The 15,918-nt window shown below is 57.9% G+C and carries 18 protein-coding genes; 13 read left to right on the plus strand and 5 right to left on the minus strand.

The genetic code is table 11. The annotated features are described in order from the left end of the window. Positions 1-4: 4 nt before the first annotated feature. Entirely contained in the window at positions 5-1,138 is a 1,134-nt protein-coding gene (gene dprA, locus AC2FJF_RS14240) for a DNA-processing protein DprA (protein WP_496725989.1), read from the minus strand. 240 nt (positions 1,139-1,378) lie between these two features. Then, positions 1,379-2,800: a metalloprotease TldD gene (gene tldD / locus AC2FJF_RS14245; protein ID WP_496725990.1), complete on the minus strand. Its 1,422-nt coding sequence runs from the start codon at positions 2,798-2,800 to the stop codon at positions 1,379-1,381. A 176-nt stretch (positions 2,801-2,976) separates the two neighbouring features. Between tldD and coxB the strand changes: the two genes are divergently transcribed. From coxB to AC2FJF_RS14305, 12 genes are all read left to right on the plus strand, one after another. After that, positions 2,977-3,888, plus strand: coding sequence for a cytochrome c oxidase subunit II (gene coxB, locus AC2FJF_RS14250; RefSeq protein ID WP_109313444.1), 912 nt, complete (start codon positions 2,977-2,979; stop codon positions 3,886-3,888). A gap of 84 nt (positions 3,889-3,972) precedes the next feature. Beyond that, entirely contained in the window at positions 3,973-4,929 is a 957-nt protein-coding gene (cyoE, locus tag AC2FJF_RS14255) for a heme o synthase (RefSeq protein ID WP_058272269.1), read from the plus strand. Next, complete coding sequence (locus AC2FJF_RS14260) at positions 4,926-5,087, plus strand: cytochrome c oxidase system small membrane protein (protein ID WP_170561014.1); 162 nt, start codon at positions 4,926-4,928, stop codon at positions 5,085-5,087. The genes cyoE and AC2FJF_RS14260 overlap by 4 nt, the downstream gene beginning before the upstream one ends. Next, complete coding sequence (locus AC2FJF_RS14265) at positions 5,087-5,662, plus strand: cytochrome c oxidase assembly protein (RefSeq protein ID WP_496725991.1); 576 nt, start codon at positions 5,087-5,089, stop codon at positions 5,660-5,662. The genes AC2FJF_RS14260 and AC2FJF_RS14265 overlap by 1 nt, the downstream gene beginning before the upstream one ends. Before the next feature lie 22 nt (positions 5,663-5,684). Beyond that, positions 5,685-6,500, plus strand: coding sequence for a cytochrome c oxidase subunit 3 (locus tag AC2FJF_RS14270; protein WP_058272267.1), 816 nt, complete (start codon positions 5,685-5,687; stop codon positions 6,498-6,500). A 158-nt stretch (positions 6,501-6,658) separates the two neighbouring features. Continuing rightward, positions 6,659-7,336, plus strand: coding sequence for an SURF1 family protein (locus tag AC2FJF_RS14275; RefSeq protein WP_496725992.1), 678 nt, complete (start codon positions 6,659-6,661; stop codon positions 7,334-7,336). Then, positions 7,333-8,721, plus strand: a complete 1,389-nt coding sequence (gene thrC, locus AC2FJF_RS14280) for a threonine synthase (protein WP_496725993.1) — start codon at positions 7,333-7,335, stop codon at positions 8,719-8,721. Before AC2FJF_RS14275 ends, thrC begins: the two co-directional genes overlap by 4 nt. Then, complete coding sequence (locus AC2FJF_RS14285; protein ID WP_496725994.1) at positions 8,718-9,980, plus strand: M16 family metallopeptidase; 1,263 nt, start codon at positions 8,718-8,720, stop codon at positions 9,978-9,980. The genes thrC and AC2FJF_RS14285 overlap by 4 nt, the downstream gene beginning before the upstream one ends. Then, positions 9,980-10,564 (plus strand): GNAT family N-acetyltransferase, encoded by a 585-nt coding sequence (locus AC2FJF_RS14290; protein WP_496725995.1) that lies wholly within the window; start codon positions 9,980-9,982, stop codon positions 10,562-10,564. The genes AC2FJF_RS14285 and AC2FJF_RS14290 overlap by 1 nt, the downstream gene beginning before the upstream one ends. A 25-nt stretch (positions 10,565-10,589) precedes the next feature. After that, positions 10,590-11,195 carry a hypothetical protein gene (locus tag AC2FJF_RS14295; protein ID WP_496725996.1) on the plus strand — a complete coding sequence of 202 codons (606 nt, stop codon included), beginning with the start codon at positions 10,590-10,592 and terminating at the stop codon, positions 11,193-11,195. Between the two features lie 88 nt (positions 11,196-11,283). After that, positions 11,284-12,102 (plus strand): MBL fold metallo-hydrolase, encoded by an 819-nt coding sequence (locus tag AC2FJF_RS14300; RefSeq protein WP_496725997.1) that lies wholly within the window; start codon positions 11,284-11,286, stop codon positions 12,100-12,102. 38 nt (positions 12,103-12,140) lie between these two features. Next, entirely contained in the window at positions 12,141-13,556 is a 1,416-nt protein-coding gene (locus tag AC2FJF_RS14305) for an FAD-binding oxidoreductase (protein ID WP_496725998.1), read from the plus strand. Between the two features lie 34 nt (positions 13,557-13,590). Here the strand turns inward: AC2FJF_RS14305 and AC2FJF_RS14310 are convergent, their stop codons facing one another. Further along, positions 13,591-14,073: a fasciclin domain-containing protein gene (locus AC2FJF_RS14310; RefSeq protein ID WP_496725999.1), complete on the minus strand. Its 483-nt coding sequence runs from the start codon at positions 14,071-14,073 to the stop codon at positions 13,591-13,593. A gap of 169 nt (positions 14,074-14,242) precedes the next feature. Continuing rightward, on the minus strand, positions 14,243-14,782 hold the full coding sequence (locus tag AC2FJF_RS14315) for an adenine phosphoribosyltransferase (RefSeq protein WP_109313474.1): 540 nt from the start codon (positions 14,780-14,782) through the stop codon (positions 14,243-14,245). 276 nt (positions 14,783-15,058) lie between these two features. On the opposite strand from AC2FJF_RS14315, the gene AC2FJF_RS14320 reads away from it, so the two are divergent. Continuing rightward, a complete protein-coding gene (locus AC2FJF_RS14320; protein ID WP_496726000.1) occupies positions 15,059-15,262 on the plus strand; it encodes a hypothetical protein in 204 nt (67 codons plus the stop codon). A 4-nt stretch (positions 15,263-15,266) separates the two neighbouring features. Here the strand turns inward: AC2FJF_RS14320 and AC2FJF_RS14325 are convergent, their stop codons facing one another. Then, positions 15,267-15,896 carry a LysE family translocator gene (locus AC2FJF_RS14325; RefSeq protein WP_496726001.1) on the minus strand — a complete coding sequence of 210 codons (630 nt, stop codon included), beginning with the start codon at positions 15,894-15,896 and terminating at the stop codon, positions 15,267-15,269. Positions 15,897-15,918 lie beyond the last annotated feature (22 nt).

The following is a 15,918-nucleotide window of genomic DNA, read 5'->3' on the forward strand; positions in this document are numbered from 1 at the left end:
GTATTTATGCAGACAATGACAGAAGTCCGCCGGGCTGCCGCTGGATCTGTCCTTCGAGTTCCAGATCAATCAGAGCCGGTCCTATTTCTCCGGCTGTTGCAGCAATGTCGCGGATCAACTGATCTTCGGCAATCGGGGAGGGGCCTAACAGTGACAAGATCGCACTATGCAACGCGGCACCTGTGATTGCTGGTTCATCAACTGCGATGGGTGGGGCGGGGGCCTCAACCTGAGGCGCTGTTACCTGTTTCGGAAGCGCTTCAATGATGTCTTCCGCGGTTCGCACCAATATCGCGCCGTCCCGGATCAACATGTTGCACCCCGCGGCCCGCGCATCGAAGGGGTGGCCGGGCACGGCCAGAACCTCGCGCCCTTGGTCCAAGGCATCCCGCGCCGTAATCAGGCTGCCGGACTTTGCTGCCGCTTCAACGACGACAACCGCTTGTGCCAGACCTGAGATAATTCTGTTTCTGCGCGGGAAATGGCGCGCCTGCGGCGTGACGCCCATAGGCTGTTCGGACACGCGCAACCCGGTTTCAGTTATCTTTTCTGCCAGTGCTGTGTTTTCGGCAGGATAGACAACATCCACGCCGCCCGCCATCACCGCGACAGTACCCGTTTCAAGCGCGGCCATGTGGGTCGCGGTATCTATCCCGCGTGCCAGGCCGGACACAACGACATAGCCTTGCTTGCCGAGATCTGTGGCAAGCCCCCGCGCCATCCGCGCCCCCAAGGACGAACAATTCCGCGCGCCGACCAGTGCAAGCGACCGACGCTGCAGCAGAGAGCTATCTCCAATCGCCCAAAGCATTGGCGGGGCGTCGGATAGATGGTTCAAGGCATCTGGATAATCGGCGGAGCCAAGGCACAAAAGGTGCGCGTTCGCGGCTTTTGCGGCCTTGAGTTCCGCCTCAATCACGCCGGGGGGGCAGGTTTCATACCCTTTAATTCCGGCAGCGCGTGCCATTTCCGGCAGCGCGGCCAGCGCGTTCTGCGCCGAGCCATGTTCCCGCAGCAACCGACGAAACGTCACCGGACCAACCTTGCGAGAGCGCAACAGACGAAGCCAGGAAAACCGATCCTCTTCCGTGGTGGGTGGGAGTGTGGGGTGATAGGAAGAATGCTGCTCTTCGGTCATCCGATGCTCCGCCTGATTGCAGAACTGGTTTACGATTGCCGGGGTTAACAGCTTGTGAATCTCTTCAAATTATTCGGATAATTTTCGGCGTTTATTATTGAGAGCTTTCTAGCGCGTTGAAATATAATAAATAAAAATCACTTTCCTCGACACGGTCGCCTGACAGGATGTTAATGCGCAGACGGACAGAAAGCACAGTGTTAACTCTGCGCTCTCGATTGCCCGCCGAGCGATTCCCGGTTACGCAGCCGATCCGCCGACCGTCAGGCCATCCATTAGAACGGTTGGCTGGCCCACGCCGACCGGCACCCACTGGCCGTCTTTGCCACAGGTCCCCATGCCCGGATCCAACGCCATGTCGTTGCCCAGTCCCCGAATGCGTTTAAGGGCCGATGGGCCGTCGCCGATCAGGGTTGCGCCTTTGACGGGCGCCCCGATTTTACCATTTTCAACGCGGTACGCCTCGGTGCACGAGAACACGAATTTGCCATTGGTGATATCCACCTGACCGCCGCCGAAACCAACGGCCCAGAGTCCGTCCTTTATGTCCGCAACCAAAGAGGCCGGATCGGCGTTTCCGCCCAGCATCACGGTATTCGTCATCCGCGGCATGGGTTTGTGTGCATAGCTTTGCCGCCGGCCGTTTCCGGTGGGGGCGACGCCCATCAGGCGCGCGTTCTGGCGATCCTGCATATAGCCGGTCAGGACGCCATCTTCGATCAGAACCGTGCGCGAACTGGGTGTGCCTTCGTCATCCAAGGATATCGAGCCGCGACGATCCGGGATCGTGCCATCATCGACGACGGTCACGCCTTTGGATGCGATCTGCTGCCCCATCAAACCGGCAAAAGCGGAACTTCCCTTGCGGTTGAAATCCCCCTCCAACCCGTGTCCGATTGCTTCGTGCAGCAGGATGCCCGGCCAACCTGGGCCAAGCGCGACCTCCATCACGCCGGCAGGGGCAGGGATCGCGTCAAGATTGACCAAGGCGATCCTCAACGCTTCTCGCGCTTTGTCCTGCCAATCCGACGGATCGATCAGGCCGTCGAGCCCGACGCGCCCGCCACCCCCGGCCGAGCCGCTTTCGCGACGGCCGTTCTGTTCGACGATGACAGAGATATTGAGGCGGGTCATTGGCCGCACGTCTCGCATCAGTACGCCGTCCGGGCGCAAAATCTCGACCTCTTGCACGGCTGCGGCGATTGTCGCACTGACCTGCACGACGCGGGGATCCATGTCACGGGCATAGGCGTCGATCTCGCGCAGCGTTTCGATCTTGACCGGGAAATCAGCGGATTCAATCGGGTCTTCGTCCGTATAAAGGCGGGTATTGGTGGGACGGGGACCGTCGGCGAGCGTGCCGCCGCCGTCGCCAACCGCCAGGCGCGCGGTCTCGGCTGCCCGCTTCAGCGCCGGAATTGAAACGTCGGTGGAATGCGCATACCCGGCAACCTCGCCCTGTACGGCCCGCAGGCCAAACCCCTCGGATGCGTCATAAGATGCTGTCTTCAAGCGCCCGTCATCAAAGACCAAAGCCTCGGATTTCCGCCGCTCGACAAACAGCTCTCCGTCTTCCGCCCCAGCGGTGGCAGATTGCAAAACCGCAAGCGCCTCGTCCTGCGGAACAGCGCTGTCAAATGGGCGAAACGGGTCGTTGGGCATCTGTTGGGACCTTCCGAGTTTGATCCAGATCAAAAATAGCGTCTGTTTGACGCAAGCATTTTGCTTTATCTACCCGACGGAATATGGTTTTTAACGCGGCCAAAGACAACGGGAGAGGTGCGACTGATTCACACCTTTTCGCCAGAGAAGCAAAGATCAGACGATCAGGACAGAAAATGAAGAATGCTTTGATGCTTTCGGGGTTGATGACAGCCCTCTCCAGCCTTCCCGCAATGGCTCAGGAGCTTGAGATTATTGGTAAGCCGGTTGATGGCGGCCTTGGGTTCCAGCCCGCGGCGACCAGCCTGGCCTCGGGGATTCAGCGGCTGGATGATATGATTCTGGTGATCATCACCGCGATCTGCCTGTTTGTTGCGGGTCTGCTGATCTACTGCATCATTCGCTACAATTCGCGCAACAACCCTGAACCGGCGCGATTCTCGCACTACACCCCGGTTGAGATTGCCTGGACCCTTGGCCCGATCCTGATTCTGGTCTTCATCGGTGCCTTCTCGCTACCAGTTCTGTTCAATCAGCAGGAAATCCCCGAAGGCGACATCACCATCAAAGTCGTTGGGAACCAGTGGTACTGGACCTACGAATACGTTGATCACGATTTCGCCTTTGACAGCTATCTGCTGGGCCACCCGGCCACATTGGACGAAGGCGCACGCCCGGCCGATGCGGACGTGACCCCGTTTGTTCTGAACGACGCGATGCGTGCCAAGCTGGCGGATGCGGGCTACAGCGATGACGAATGGCTGCTGGCTACCGATACCGCCGTTGTGGTCCCGGTTGGCAAGATCATTGTGATGCAGGTTACCGCATCAGACGTGATCCATTCGTGGACCATCCCGTCCTTCGGTGTAAAACAGGACGGTGTTCCTGGACGTCTGGCCGAACTGTGGTTCGAGGCCGAAAAGGAAGGCATCTATTTCGGTCAGTGTTCCGAACTGTGCGGCAAGGACCACGCTTACATGCCGATCACCGTCAAAGTGGTCAGCGAAGAGGCGTATGAGCAGTGGCTGCAAGGCGCACTGGAAGAGTATGCAGGTCAGCCCGCAGCCTATCAGGTTGCATCCAAGTGATGACCCGCGCGGGCTGAAAACTCGCGCCAAAGGTAATGCAGGCTGCGCGGTATCCGCGCGGCTTTCGCCCCAGAAGGACCGGAAATGAGCGACGCAAGCATCAATGCCAGCACAGTAAGCGCCCAATCCCACGCGGATGAGGCCAGCTTTGGCGATTTCTTTGCCTTGCTGAAGCCGCGCGTGATGTCGCTGGTCGTGTTCACCGCTTTGGTCGGCCTTCTTGCGGCACCGGTCCCTGTTCATCCATTCGTGGGCTTCTGCGCCATCCTGTTCATCGCCATTGGCGGCGGCGCATCCGGTGCTTTGAACATGTGGTGGGACGCAGATATCGACCGCGTGATGAAGCGGACCAAAGGCCGCCCGATCCCGTCTGGCAAGGTCCAGGAGGGTGAGGCGATGGCAATCGGGCTGGCCCTGTCGGGGCTGTCCGTTATTATGCTGGGTCTGGCAACCAACTGGTTTGCTGGCGCTTTCCTAGCTTTCACGATCTTTTTCTACGTTGTCGTCTATACGATGTGGCTGAAACGCTCGACGCCGCAGAACATCGTGATCGGCGGCGCGGCAGGGGCATTTCCGCCGGTCATCGGCTGGGTAGCCGCAACGGGGTCTATGTCCATCGAGCCGTGGCTGATGTTTGCCCTGACCTTCATGTGGACCCCACCGCATTTCTGGGCGCTGGCGCTGTTCATGCGCTCGGATTACGACGATGCGGGTGTTCCGATGCTGACCGTCACACATGGTCGTCGCGCGACGCGCTGGCACATTCTGGTATATACCGGGCTGCTGGCCATGCTGGCTGTTGGAACCGCATTCTCGGGCATTGGAGGTCCGATCTACCTGACTGTCGCGGTGGTGTTGAACGCGCTGTTCCTGCGCGGTGCCTGGCAGATTTCGCGCCGCAACGAGGATGATTCCGAGGCCGACAATTTCAAGGTCGAACGCGCGTTCTTCAAGCTGTCGTTGCTGTACCTGTTCCTGCATTTCGGTGCTATCTTGGTCGAAGCACTGCTGAAACCCTATGGGCTGGGAGGTTGGTCATGAGCCTGCGCAAGAGCCACGAACTTCACCAACGCCGGTTCAGCCGTAACCTTGGGGTCGGCCTGACGCTGGCCGCCTTTATCGTGATCATATTTGGTCTGACGGTCGTAAAGGTTTCAGGAACAGATTTCAGCTTGGCGACGCAAGAGGTACAGAACTGATGGCTCTGTCAGGGCCGCAGAAAACTGTTGCGCAGACAGTTGGCGTGGTTGTCCTAATGGGCAGTCTGGCGTGGGCATCAGTCCCGTTTTACGATTGGTTCTGCCGCGTCACCGGTTTTGGTGGCACCACCGGTGTGGCCGCGACTGCGCCCGAGGATATTCTGGATCGCAAGGTTACCATCCGCTTTGACGCTTCGAAGGCGAAAGACATGGCATGGGAATTCAAGCCAGTCGTGCGCGAGATGGAAGTGCGTATCGGCGAAACCGGACTGGCCTTCTATGAAGCTTACAACCCGACCGACCGCCCCATCGCGGGACAGGCGTCCTATAACGTGACTCCGTATTCAGCCGGCGGGTATTTCCAGAAAATTGCCTGTTTCTGCTTTGAAGAGCAGGTGCTGCAACCCGGTGAACGTGTTGAGATGCCGGTCACCTTTTTCGTCGACCCTGAAATGGTCGAGGATCTTGAAGCTAAGTATGTTCATACGATCACACTGTCGTATACATTCTACGAAATTGACCTGCCCGAGGGCGTTGCCGCCCTTGAGACGCAGGCTGATATAACAACGAACTAACGCCTGTAGGTGAGGGACGCTGATGGCACACGCAAAAAACCATGATTATCACATTCTGGCCCCGTCGATCTGGCCTCTGATCGGCGCGATCGGCGGCTTTGTGATGCTGTTCGGAGCCGTCCTGTGGATGCACGGGGTTACCTCGTGGATGTTCTGGGCCGGTCTGGTGGCCGTTCTTTACACCATGTTCGCATGGTGGTCCGAGGTTGTGGTCGAAAGCCGCCAGGGCGATCACACACCGGTTGTCCGCATCGGCCTGCGCTATGGCTTCATCCTGTTCGTTATGTCCGAGGTGATGTTCTTCTTTGCCTGGTTCTGGTCGTTCTTCAAACATCGCATGTACCCAATGTACGACTATGCCGGCACCGAGTACATCCAGCCGGACATTCACGCGGTTGACCCGTTCCACCTGCCGCTGATCAATACTCTGGTCCTGCTGCTGTCGGGCTGCGCAATCACCTGGGCGCACCACGCGCTGGTGCACGGCAATGATCGAAAGGCGCTGGTGCAGGGGTTGGCCATCGGTATCGCTCTGGGCGTCGCATTCACAGGTCTGCAGGCCTTTGAATACTATGAGCTGCTGGCGCATGAAGGCTGGAAATTCGGCGGTGATCAGTTCTATTCGAACTTCTTCATGGCAACCGGCTTTCACGGTTTCCACGTTCTTATCGGTACCATCTTCCTGTCAGTGTGCTTAATCCGGGCGCTCAAGGGTGACTTCACGCCTGAGAAACACGTCGGGTTTGAGGCGGCTGCCTGGTACTGGCACTTCGTCGACGTTGTCTGGCTGTTCCTGTTCTTCGCAGTATACATCTGGGGCCAAGCGCCGCTGATGTAACGCCAGACGGGCGAACAAATTGCAAAAGCCGCCCTTTCGGGGCGGCTTTTTCTCTGTTCCGGGCGCAAAAATTGCGCCCCATACAATTGGGCGGTTGCAAATCGCACGGCTCGCCCCTTAACAAGACGCCGGTTCCTGCAATGAGGTTTTGCTCCACCATGCGCCGCACTCTGTTCCTTCTGATCTTCGGCCTCGCCGGTCTGGGCGTGCTGCTGTCGCTGGGTGTGTGGCAGGTTCAGCGTTTGGTTTGGAAAGAAACTCTTCTGGCGGAGATCGGAGCCATGATTGATGGCGACATCACATCGCTCCCTGCAAACCCAACGCGAGGAGAAGACCTGTATCTGACGGTCGCTGTGACTGGTGAAATGCTCCTGGACGAAGTTCACGTTCTAGTCTCGGTCAAGCAAGTCGGGGCTGGGTACCGGATCATACAGCCTTTTGTCACCGAAGGTCGAACGATTATGGTGGATCGTGGCTTTGTTCCGACGACTGCCAAGGAAGCCGAACGTCTGAACGGCCCGATGGAGATAACCGGAAACCTGCATTGGCCGGATGAGATCGACAGTTACACGCCTGAACCTGACCTCAATGCAAACATCTGGTTTGCCCGTGATGTGCCCCATCTGGCAGCGGCTCTGGGTGCGGAACCCGTTCTGCTGATCGCCCGCTCGCAAACCGATCCCGGAATAACGCCTTTGCCCGTCAGCACGACGGGCATCCCGAACGATCACTTGCAATATGCAATAACATGGTTTGGCCTGGCTTTGGTCTGGGCCGCGATGACCGGATATTTTCTGTGGCGCAGCCGCGCCCCTTCTGAGAGTGACGTGACATGAAATACATCTCGACCCGCGGGCAGGCGCCCGAACTGACGTTTGAAGAGGCGATGCTGACCGGGCTGGCCCGTGATGGTGGCCTGTACCTGCCTGCTGAAATCCCGGTGATGACGCAGGATGAGATCGCAGCACTGGCCGGACTGCCCTTTGAGGAAATCGCGTTCCGGGTGATGTGGCCCTATGTCAGCGGATCTTTCGGTGAGAGTGAGTTCAAAGAGATCATCGGCCGCGCCTACGAAGGCTTTGGCCATGATGCCCGCGCGCCATTGAAGCAGTTGAACGAGAACCACTTCCTGTTGGAGCTGTTCCACGGGCCGACATTGGCCTTCAAAGACTTCGCCATGCAGCTGATCGGTCAGCTGTTCCAGGTGGCGCTGAAACGCCGTGGTGACCGTGTAACCATCGTTGGCGCGACCAGTGGCGACACCGGTTCGGCTGCGATTGAAGCGTTCCGGGGGCTCGACGCCGTGGACGTGTTCATCCTGTTCCCGCATGGCCGAGTTTCGGAAGTGCAGCGTCGGCAGATGACGACACCTGCGGACCGCAACGTGCATGCGTTGGCCGTGGACGGCGATTTTGACGATTGTCAGGCCGCGCTAAAGGACATGTTCAACGATTTCGACTTCCGCGACGGCGTGAAGCTGGCTGGCGTGAATTCGATCAACTTTGCCCGTGTTCTGGCGCAAATCGTCTACTACTTCTCCGCTGCTGTCAGCCTCGGCGCGCCACATCGCAAAGTCAGTTTTACGGTGCCGACCGGCAATTTCGGTGACATCTTCGCGGGCTACCTTGCAAAGCGTATGGGCCTGCCAATTGACCGTCTGGTTGTCGCCACCAACCAAAACGACATCCTGCATCGTTGCCTGTCGGGCGAGGGGTACTTCAAGGGCGACACCATCCCCTCGATCAGCCCGTCGATGGATATTCAGGTCAGCTCAAATTTTGAACGCGCGCTGTACTATGCGTATGGCGAAGATGGCGGCGCTGTCGCGCAGTTGATGGATGAATTGAAGACCGGCGGCTTTAACGTCAGCCAGGGCGCAATGGAAGCGCTGCGCGAAAGCTTTGACTCGGGCCGTGTATCTGAGGATGAGACCCTGGCGACAATCAAGTCCACTCTGACCCACAGTGCGGAACTGGTTTGCCCGCATACCGCCGTGGGCATCAAAGTTGCAGAAGCACATCGCGCGGCCGACGTTCCGATGATCACACTGGCCACCGCGCACCCCGCAAAATTTCCGGCAGCGGTCGAGAAGGCAAGCGGCACGCATCCGCCTCTTCCATCCCGCATGTCTGATCTATATGAACGTCCGGAACGGGTGACCCGCATCGCCAACGATCTGGGTGCCCTCGAGGATCATATCAAAAGGCATATCGCTGAGTGACTGTCAGACAAGACCAACTGAAGAACGGATTTCGTATCGTCAGTGAACAAATGCCGGGGCTGCAATCTGCGGCCATCGGCATTTGGGTAACCGCCGGCGGGCGGCACGAACGAATCGAACAGAACGGCATCGCCCATTTCCTTGAGCACATGGCGTTCAAGGGAACTGAGCGTCGTTCGGCATTGCAAATCGCCGAGGCGATCGAGGATGTCGGCGGATACATCAACGCCTACACATCGCGCGAAGTGACGGCCTACTATGCCCGTGTTCTGAAAGACGACGTGGCGCTGGCGATGGATGTGATCGGCGACATCGTTCTGAACCCGGTTTTCGACCCGCGCGAGATTGAGGTCGAGCGCGGCGTGATCCTGCAGGAGATTGGTCAGGCCTGTGACACGCCGGACGACGTGATCTTTGACTGGTTGCAGGAGCAGAGCTATCATGATCAACCTCTGGGCCGGACCATTCTGGGTCCGACCGAACGGGTCAGCGCGTTTTCACGAGAGGACCTGTCAGGGTTTGTCGCCGAGCATTACGGCCCGGAACAGATGATCCTGTCGGCGGCTGGTGCGGTCGACCACGACGCGCTGATGAAAGCGGCGGAAGAGATGTTTGGTCACCTGCAACCATGCAAGGGCCTGATCCCAGAAACCGCCCGCTTTACCGGTGGAGAGGCGCGGCAGGAGAAAGAGCTGGAGCAGGCCCATTTTGCGCTTGCGCTGGAAAGTCCCGGCTATCGGGATGACGCGATCTATACCGCGCAGATCTATTCTACTGCTTTAGGCGGCGGAATGTCTTCGCGCCTGTTCCAGGAGGTGCGCGAAACGCGCGGGCTTTGCTACACCATCTTCGCTCAGACCGGAGCATATGCGGATACCGGCAGCACGACGATCTATGCTGGTACGTCGGCAGACCAAGTTGGTGAACTGGCAACCATCACCATCGACGAGATGAAACGCGCCGCCGAAGACATGAGCGCGGAAGAGGTTGCGCGTGCCCGTGCCCAAATGAAGGCCGGGATGTTGATGGGGCTGGAAAGCCCGTCGAACCGGGCCGAACGTCTGGCGCGCCTCGTTCAGATATGGGACCAAGTTCCCTCGCTAGAAGATACGGTTGCTAAGATCGATGCCGTAAGCACCCAAGATGTTCGTGTATTCGCCGAACAAATGGCCGTGCAGGCACGGGCAGCGCTGGCGCTTTATGGCCCGGTCTCGGGCGCACCTACGCTGGCCGAATTGCAGGAGAGGCGTGCGGCGTGATGCTGTTGGGCAGACGCAAGCTGAAACTCGAAACCGAGCGCCTTAGCTTGCGCCCGCCGGTGCATTCCGACTTTAACGACTGGGCGGCGCTGAGGCGCGCGTCGCAGCAATACCTGACCCCGTGGGAGCCGGTCTGGGCCAAGGATCATCTGAGCCGGAAGTCCTTTACGAACCGCGTCTACTGGGCCCAGCGGTCCGTGGCCGGAGGAACTGCGATCCCACTGTTTCTGTTCCGGCGCACTGACGATGTACTTCTGGGGGCCATCACGCTGGACAATGTCCGTCGCGGCCCGGCGCAGGCAGGAACCTTGGGATATTGGACGGGCCAGTCTTTTGCCCGTCAGGGTTACATGCGCGAGGCCATTGGTGCGATCGTTCATCACGCCTTTACCCGACTGGACCTGAGTAGGATAGAGGCTGCCTGCCTGCCCGAGAACAAACCATCACGTGGGTTGCTGGAAAGTTCGGGGTTCAAATACGAGGGCGTGGCGCAGTCGTACCTACAGATCAACGGGCGTTGGCGGACGCATGTGCTGTATGCCAGCTTGCGCTCGGACCGGCGTGGGAAGACGGACGCGGGGTAGGTCTATGGCGCGGGCAAAACAGCCAGTGATCTGGATCAGCGATGCAATGGTGGGCACTGCGGCGTTGAAAGGATTTCATTCTGATCGTTGGGATAATGATCTGAAGTTCACAGCGGACGCAAACACCCGAAATGTCCTAGGAGAGCCGCTTACAGCGGATTTCTTCCCTTCGGAGGTATTTGCCGATTACAAAGACAAAAAAGAGAAGAAGCAACCAGACTTCTTTATGGCTGCGGGTGCATGGACCGTGTCCGCCGCGTGTGCGACAGTTCTGCGCCAGTTTGATCTCGGGGAAGGCAATCTCTACCCGGTCAAACTTTTTCAGCATGATCGTACCACGCTGGTTGAAGGCGAGTATTTTTGTTTGAACTTCGGTGCGCAAAAGGCAGCCGTGCTGACAGATCAATCTCCGCGTATAGACAAACCATATGAAAACCATGACATTTGGGAGCCGCCGGGAGCAATGCAAGACAAGGATATTGCGGTCAGCGCTTCGGCCCTGGATGGTCCTGACATCTGGATAGACACACAAATGCGCCACGCGTTTTTTGTGAGTGATCCGTTGGCACAAGCGTTACGTGTGGCGAAAGTCTCACGTCCCTTCAATCTGCGGAAGTGCATCGTTCTCTGAACTGCTCCTACAAAATGCCAATTCCGTGATTTCACTCACGCGATATCTGCAGGCGTGACTTACCTGTGTTCTGCGCTACACTCCAAACATGCGCTGGGTTGTTGCGGTATTGATGGTGATCTCGGGTGGGGTTTCGGCACAGGAACGGCGGCCGAGCCATTGCATTGCCATCGCAGATGCCGCACCGGGGATTGAGTATATTCACAAAGCAGCCTGGCAGGACCCGGTGCCGGAGTTCTCGGTTCGGATTAGCTATATTGCTCACGCGTCCTTTCTGATTCAGACGCAGGGCGGGTTGAACGCGGTGACGGATTTCACCGGTTTCATCGGCAGCGCGGATCTGATCCCGGACGTGGTGACGATGAATCATGCCCACGGCACCCATTGGACCGCCCACCCGGACCCAGCCATTCCGAATGTGTTACCGGGGTGGGGCGAGTTCGGGCAGGGGATCGAACACTATCTTGATTTGGGAGAGATGCTGATTCGCAATGTCTCGACCGATATCCGATCCTCTTATGGCGGTGTGGAAGAGCGCGGAAACTCTATCTTTGTTTTTGAGGTTGAAGGGTTGTGCATTGGTCATCTGGGTCACCTGCACCACGTGCCGTCAGATGAACAATTTGCCGCATTGGGCCGTTTGGATGTTGTGATGGCTGCTGTGGATGGCGGTACGACGATGCCGTTGCCGGAAATGATCACGGTTTTGAAGCGACTGAAAAGTTCGATCATCATTCCGATGCATTGGTTTTCAAGCTTTTCACTGGACCGGTTTCTGGTCGATATCCGCGAAGATTTTCCGGTTCAACGCAAAGGGGAGTCTGAGATCACAGTGTCCCTGCGCACGTTGCCCGACCGCCCGACAGTTGTGGTGCTTGAGCCGCAATACCTCATTGAACTGGAATAGGGCTTGTGGGCGCACGGCTGCTTGGGCAAGGAAAGGGTATGAAACTGAACCCTGCCGATGATACTTTTGCCCAGTCGATCCGCGCGGCGATCGGTGACGATGTTCTGCACCCCGTCGAGGCCCGATATCTGGAAGAGCCGCGCCGAAGGTTTGCGGGCCATGTGGGCGTTCTGGCCCTGCCGAGGTCGGTAGAACAGGTTTCGACGCTCGTTCAGTTGGCCTCGGACGCGTCGGTTCCTATCGTGCCTTATGGCGGCGGGACCGGGCTGGTCGGCGGGCAGGTGATGGCTGACGGTCCGGCCCCGTTGCTTATTTCACTGGAGCGGTTGTCTGCCATCCGGGCGGTCTATCCGACCGAGAACATTCTAATCGCCGAGGCCGGTGCCATTCTTGCCGATGTTCAGGCCGCCGCGGAACAGGTGGATCGGCTGTTCCCCCTTGCGTTGGCTGCACAGGGATCGTGCCGGATCGGCGGCAATCTTGCGACGAATGCGGGCGGGGTTAATGTCCTGCGCTACGGCAATGCGCGAGATTTGTGCTTGGGGCTTGAGGCCGTCTTGCCGAACGGTGAGATCTGGCATGGTCTGAGCCGTTTGCGTAAGGATAATACCGGGTACGATCTGCGCAACCTCCTGATCGGAGCGGAAGGTACGCTGGGGATCATCACAGCCGCGTCGTTGAAGCTGTCCCCACGGCCGGCTGAAACTGGCACTGCGATGTTCCGCGTGGCCTCGCCTGAGGCTGCCATTGATTTGCTGGCGCTGGCACGTGATCAGGTGGGCGAGGGGGTCAGCACCTTTGAGCTGATCCATAAGCAAGGCCTGCAGTTCCTGTCCGAGGTTTTGCCCGATATCCGTCAGCCCTTTGACGACCAGCCCGAATGGATGGTGCTGGTGGAGTTGGGACTTTCCGGCGGCGTGTCAGCGTCAGAAGCGCTGATGGCGGTGTTCGAGGCTGCAGAAGCGCGCGGGCTAGTAGATGATGCGGTCATAGCTCAAAGCGAAGCGCAACGAATGGAACTTTGGGCGGTGCGTGAGCAGATCCCTGAGGCCAACCGATTGATCGGTTCGGTCTCAAGCCATGATATCTCGGTCCCGATTTCGGATATCCCCGCGTTTATCCGGCGTGGGTCCGAGGTGGTCAATGCGTTGGGGACATTCCGTATCAATTGCTTTGGACATTTGGGCGACGGCAATCTGCACTACAACGTGTTTCCGCCGCAGGGGCACAACCGCGCGGAATATGATACCCAGCGGTATAGTGTAAAGCGCGCGGTGCATGATCTGGTGCATGAATTCGGTGGGTCGGTTAGCGCTGAGCACGGCATAGGCCGTTTGAAAACGGATGATTTGGAGAATTATGGCGATCCGGTAAAACTGTCTGCAATGCGTGCGATCAAAGCTGCCCTTGACCCAAAGGGGATCATGAATCCAGGCGCCGTACTAAAGGTGTAGGCGCGACCCACTTCGCGTGGGCCGCGCGCTGATATTACGATTCAGGCAGAATAACCTTATCAATCACGTGGATGACGCCGTTCGACGTTTCGATATCGGCCTGCACAACGTTGGCGTCGTTGACCATCACGCCGTTGTCCAGATCAATCTTGACTTCTCCGCCCTGTACGGTTGCAGCTGTCATGTTATCGGACAGATCGCCTGACATCACTTTTCCCGGCACCACGTGATAGGTCAGGATGGCGACCAGCTGATCCTTGTTCTCGGGTTGCAGAAGGGTCTCGACTGTGCCCTCGGGCAAGGCTGCAAAGGCGTCATCGGTCGGAGCAAACACGGTGAAAGGGCCTTCACCTTTCAGGGTATCTACAAGTTCTGCGGCCTGAACGGCGGCGACGAGTGTTTCAAAGCTGCCTGCGCCGCTTGCGGTGTCGACAATATCCTTGGAGTGACCATCAGCATAAGCGGCCGTTCCTACGAAAAAGCTTGCGACACCGGCAATTGCGAGTTTGCGAAACATGGTTTGATATCCCTTGTTGGAATGCCCTTGGTGGCATCAACCGGGATACGGGGCGTCATCGAAGGAAGATCACTGAATATGTCGATAAGTTCGGGTTGGTCCAATGAAAAACCGCGCTAAGCCAGCGGGTTTCAGGTTTCAACTCACGATTTTGTGAATGTGCGGGCTGTCAAAGGCCTTCGAATTCGCACAAGACTTGGACATCCATTCCCATGTCTTCCAATGCCTTGCGCCCGCCCAATTCGGGCAAGTCGATAATGAACGAGCATGAGACGATCTCGCCCCCCAACCGTTCGATCAGTTTGATGCCTGCGGCAGCGGTGCCTCCTGTTGCCAGCAGATCATCGACCACGAGGATTTTTTCGCCCGGCTGGATGGCGTCGTCGTGGATTTCGACAATCGCCTCGCCGTATTCCAACTTGTAATCTTGGCTGATCGTAGTTCCCGGCAGCTTGCCCTTTTTGCGGATGGGCACGAAACCGACGCTGAGCTGGTGCGCGATCGCGCCGCCAAGGATAAAGCCGCGCGCCTCAAGGCCAACGACTTTGTCGATGCGCTCACCGGCATAGGGGTGTAGCATCTGATCAATCGCCATGCGGAAACCGCGCGGATCCGCGAACAGGGTCGTTACGTCCCGGAACATGATCCCCTCATGTGGGAAATCCACGATGGTCCGAATGTAATCTTTGACCGACTTGTTTCTGGACATGGCCCACCTCTCTGGCGTCAAAACACGCTGGGCTGTTTGGCCCATTGGTGTGAGTCATGCAAGGAAAGATTGCCGCCCCCTACTTGGGGCGTTTCGACTGGCCGTTGTCGCGGTTCAGTGTATCGGGCATCCACGTCAGGTAAGGATTGTGCCACTTGCACTGATCTTTCAAAAATCGCCTGAGCGACATGAAGGTTCATTGCCACAACCTTCTTTTGTTGTTAGGTGCTCGTGAATTACAAATTCTATGCGAAGTATATACAAAGACTATCTTGTATGTCTGGGGTTTTGATGGAAATGGGACGCGTGGGAACGAAAGACGGCAAGGTTTCAACCAAGAAAAACAGTCAGTTGGTCCTGCGGCTGGACAAGGATGAACGGGACGAGTTTGTTCAGCTATGCAAAGAGCTGGACACGTCGGCCGCGCGAGAAATCCGGCGGTTCATTCGCGGGTTCATGAAGGAACACGCTGAGGGCTGAGCCCTCAGGCCGGGCGGCGCAGGACAGCCGTGGCCACACCCATCCCGATTAATGCCAGCCCTCCGAACCGGGTCATAGCGGTGATGACGCCTGAACGGCCGATCATCTTGCGCAGGTGGTCCGCCAAAAGGGCGTATGCCAGCGAATTCAGCCATGCCAGCCCCACAAAGGTTACGATCAGGATAGCAAATTGCGGTCCGAGCGGGTCATCTAGGCGCAGAAACTGAGGAACGAAAGCGATAAAAAACGCGATAGATTTCGGGTTCAACGCGGTGACCGCGGCAGCATGGCCAAAAACGCTGTGTGCGGTGACATTGCGCCCGGTGTCCACAGTCTCAAGCCCGCCTGATGGCGCGCTGCGCAACAGTTTGATCCCCAGCCAGACCAAATAGGCGGCACCGACCCATTTGAGGGCTGTGAACAAAGTGGCCGAAGCCAGGACCAGCGCGCCAAGCCCCAAAAGAGAGGCCGTCATAGCCACCAGATCTCCAACAGCTACACCCGTCGCCGAAGCGACAGCCACGCTGCGACCTTTGGACAGGGCATAGCTGAGCACCAGCAAGACCGTTGGGCCTGGGATCAATAGTAGGGCAGTAGATGCAGCGACAAATGCGAGCCAAAGGTCAAGGGACATCGGAAATCCTGTGAATACGTTT

The sequence above is a fragment of the Ruegeria sp. CDSB013 genome (assembly GCF_059611165.1).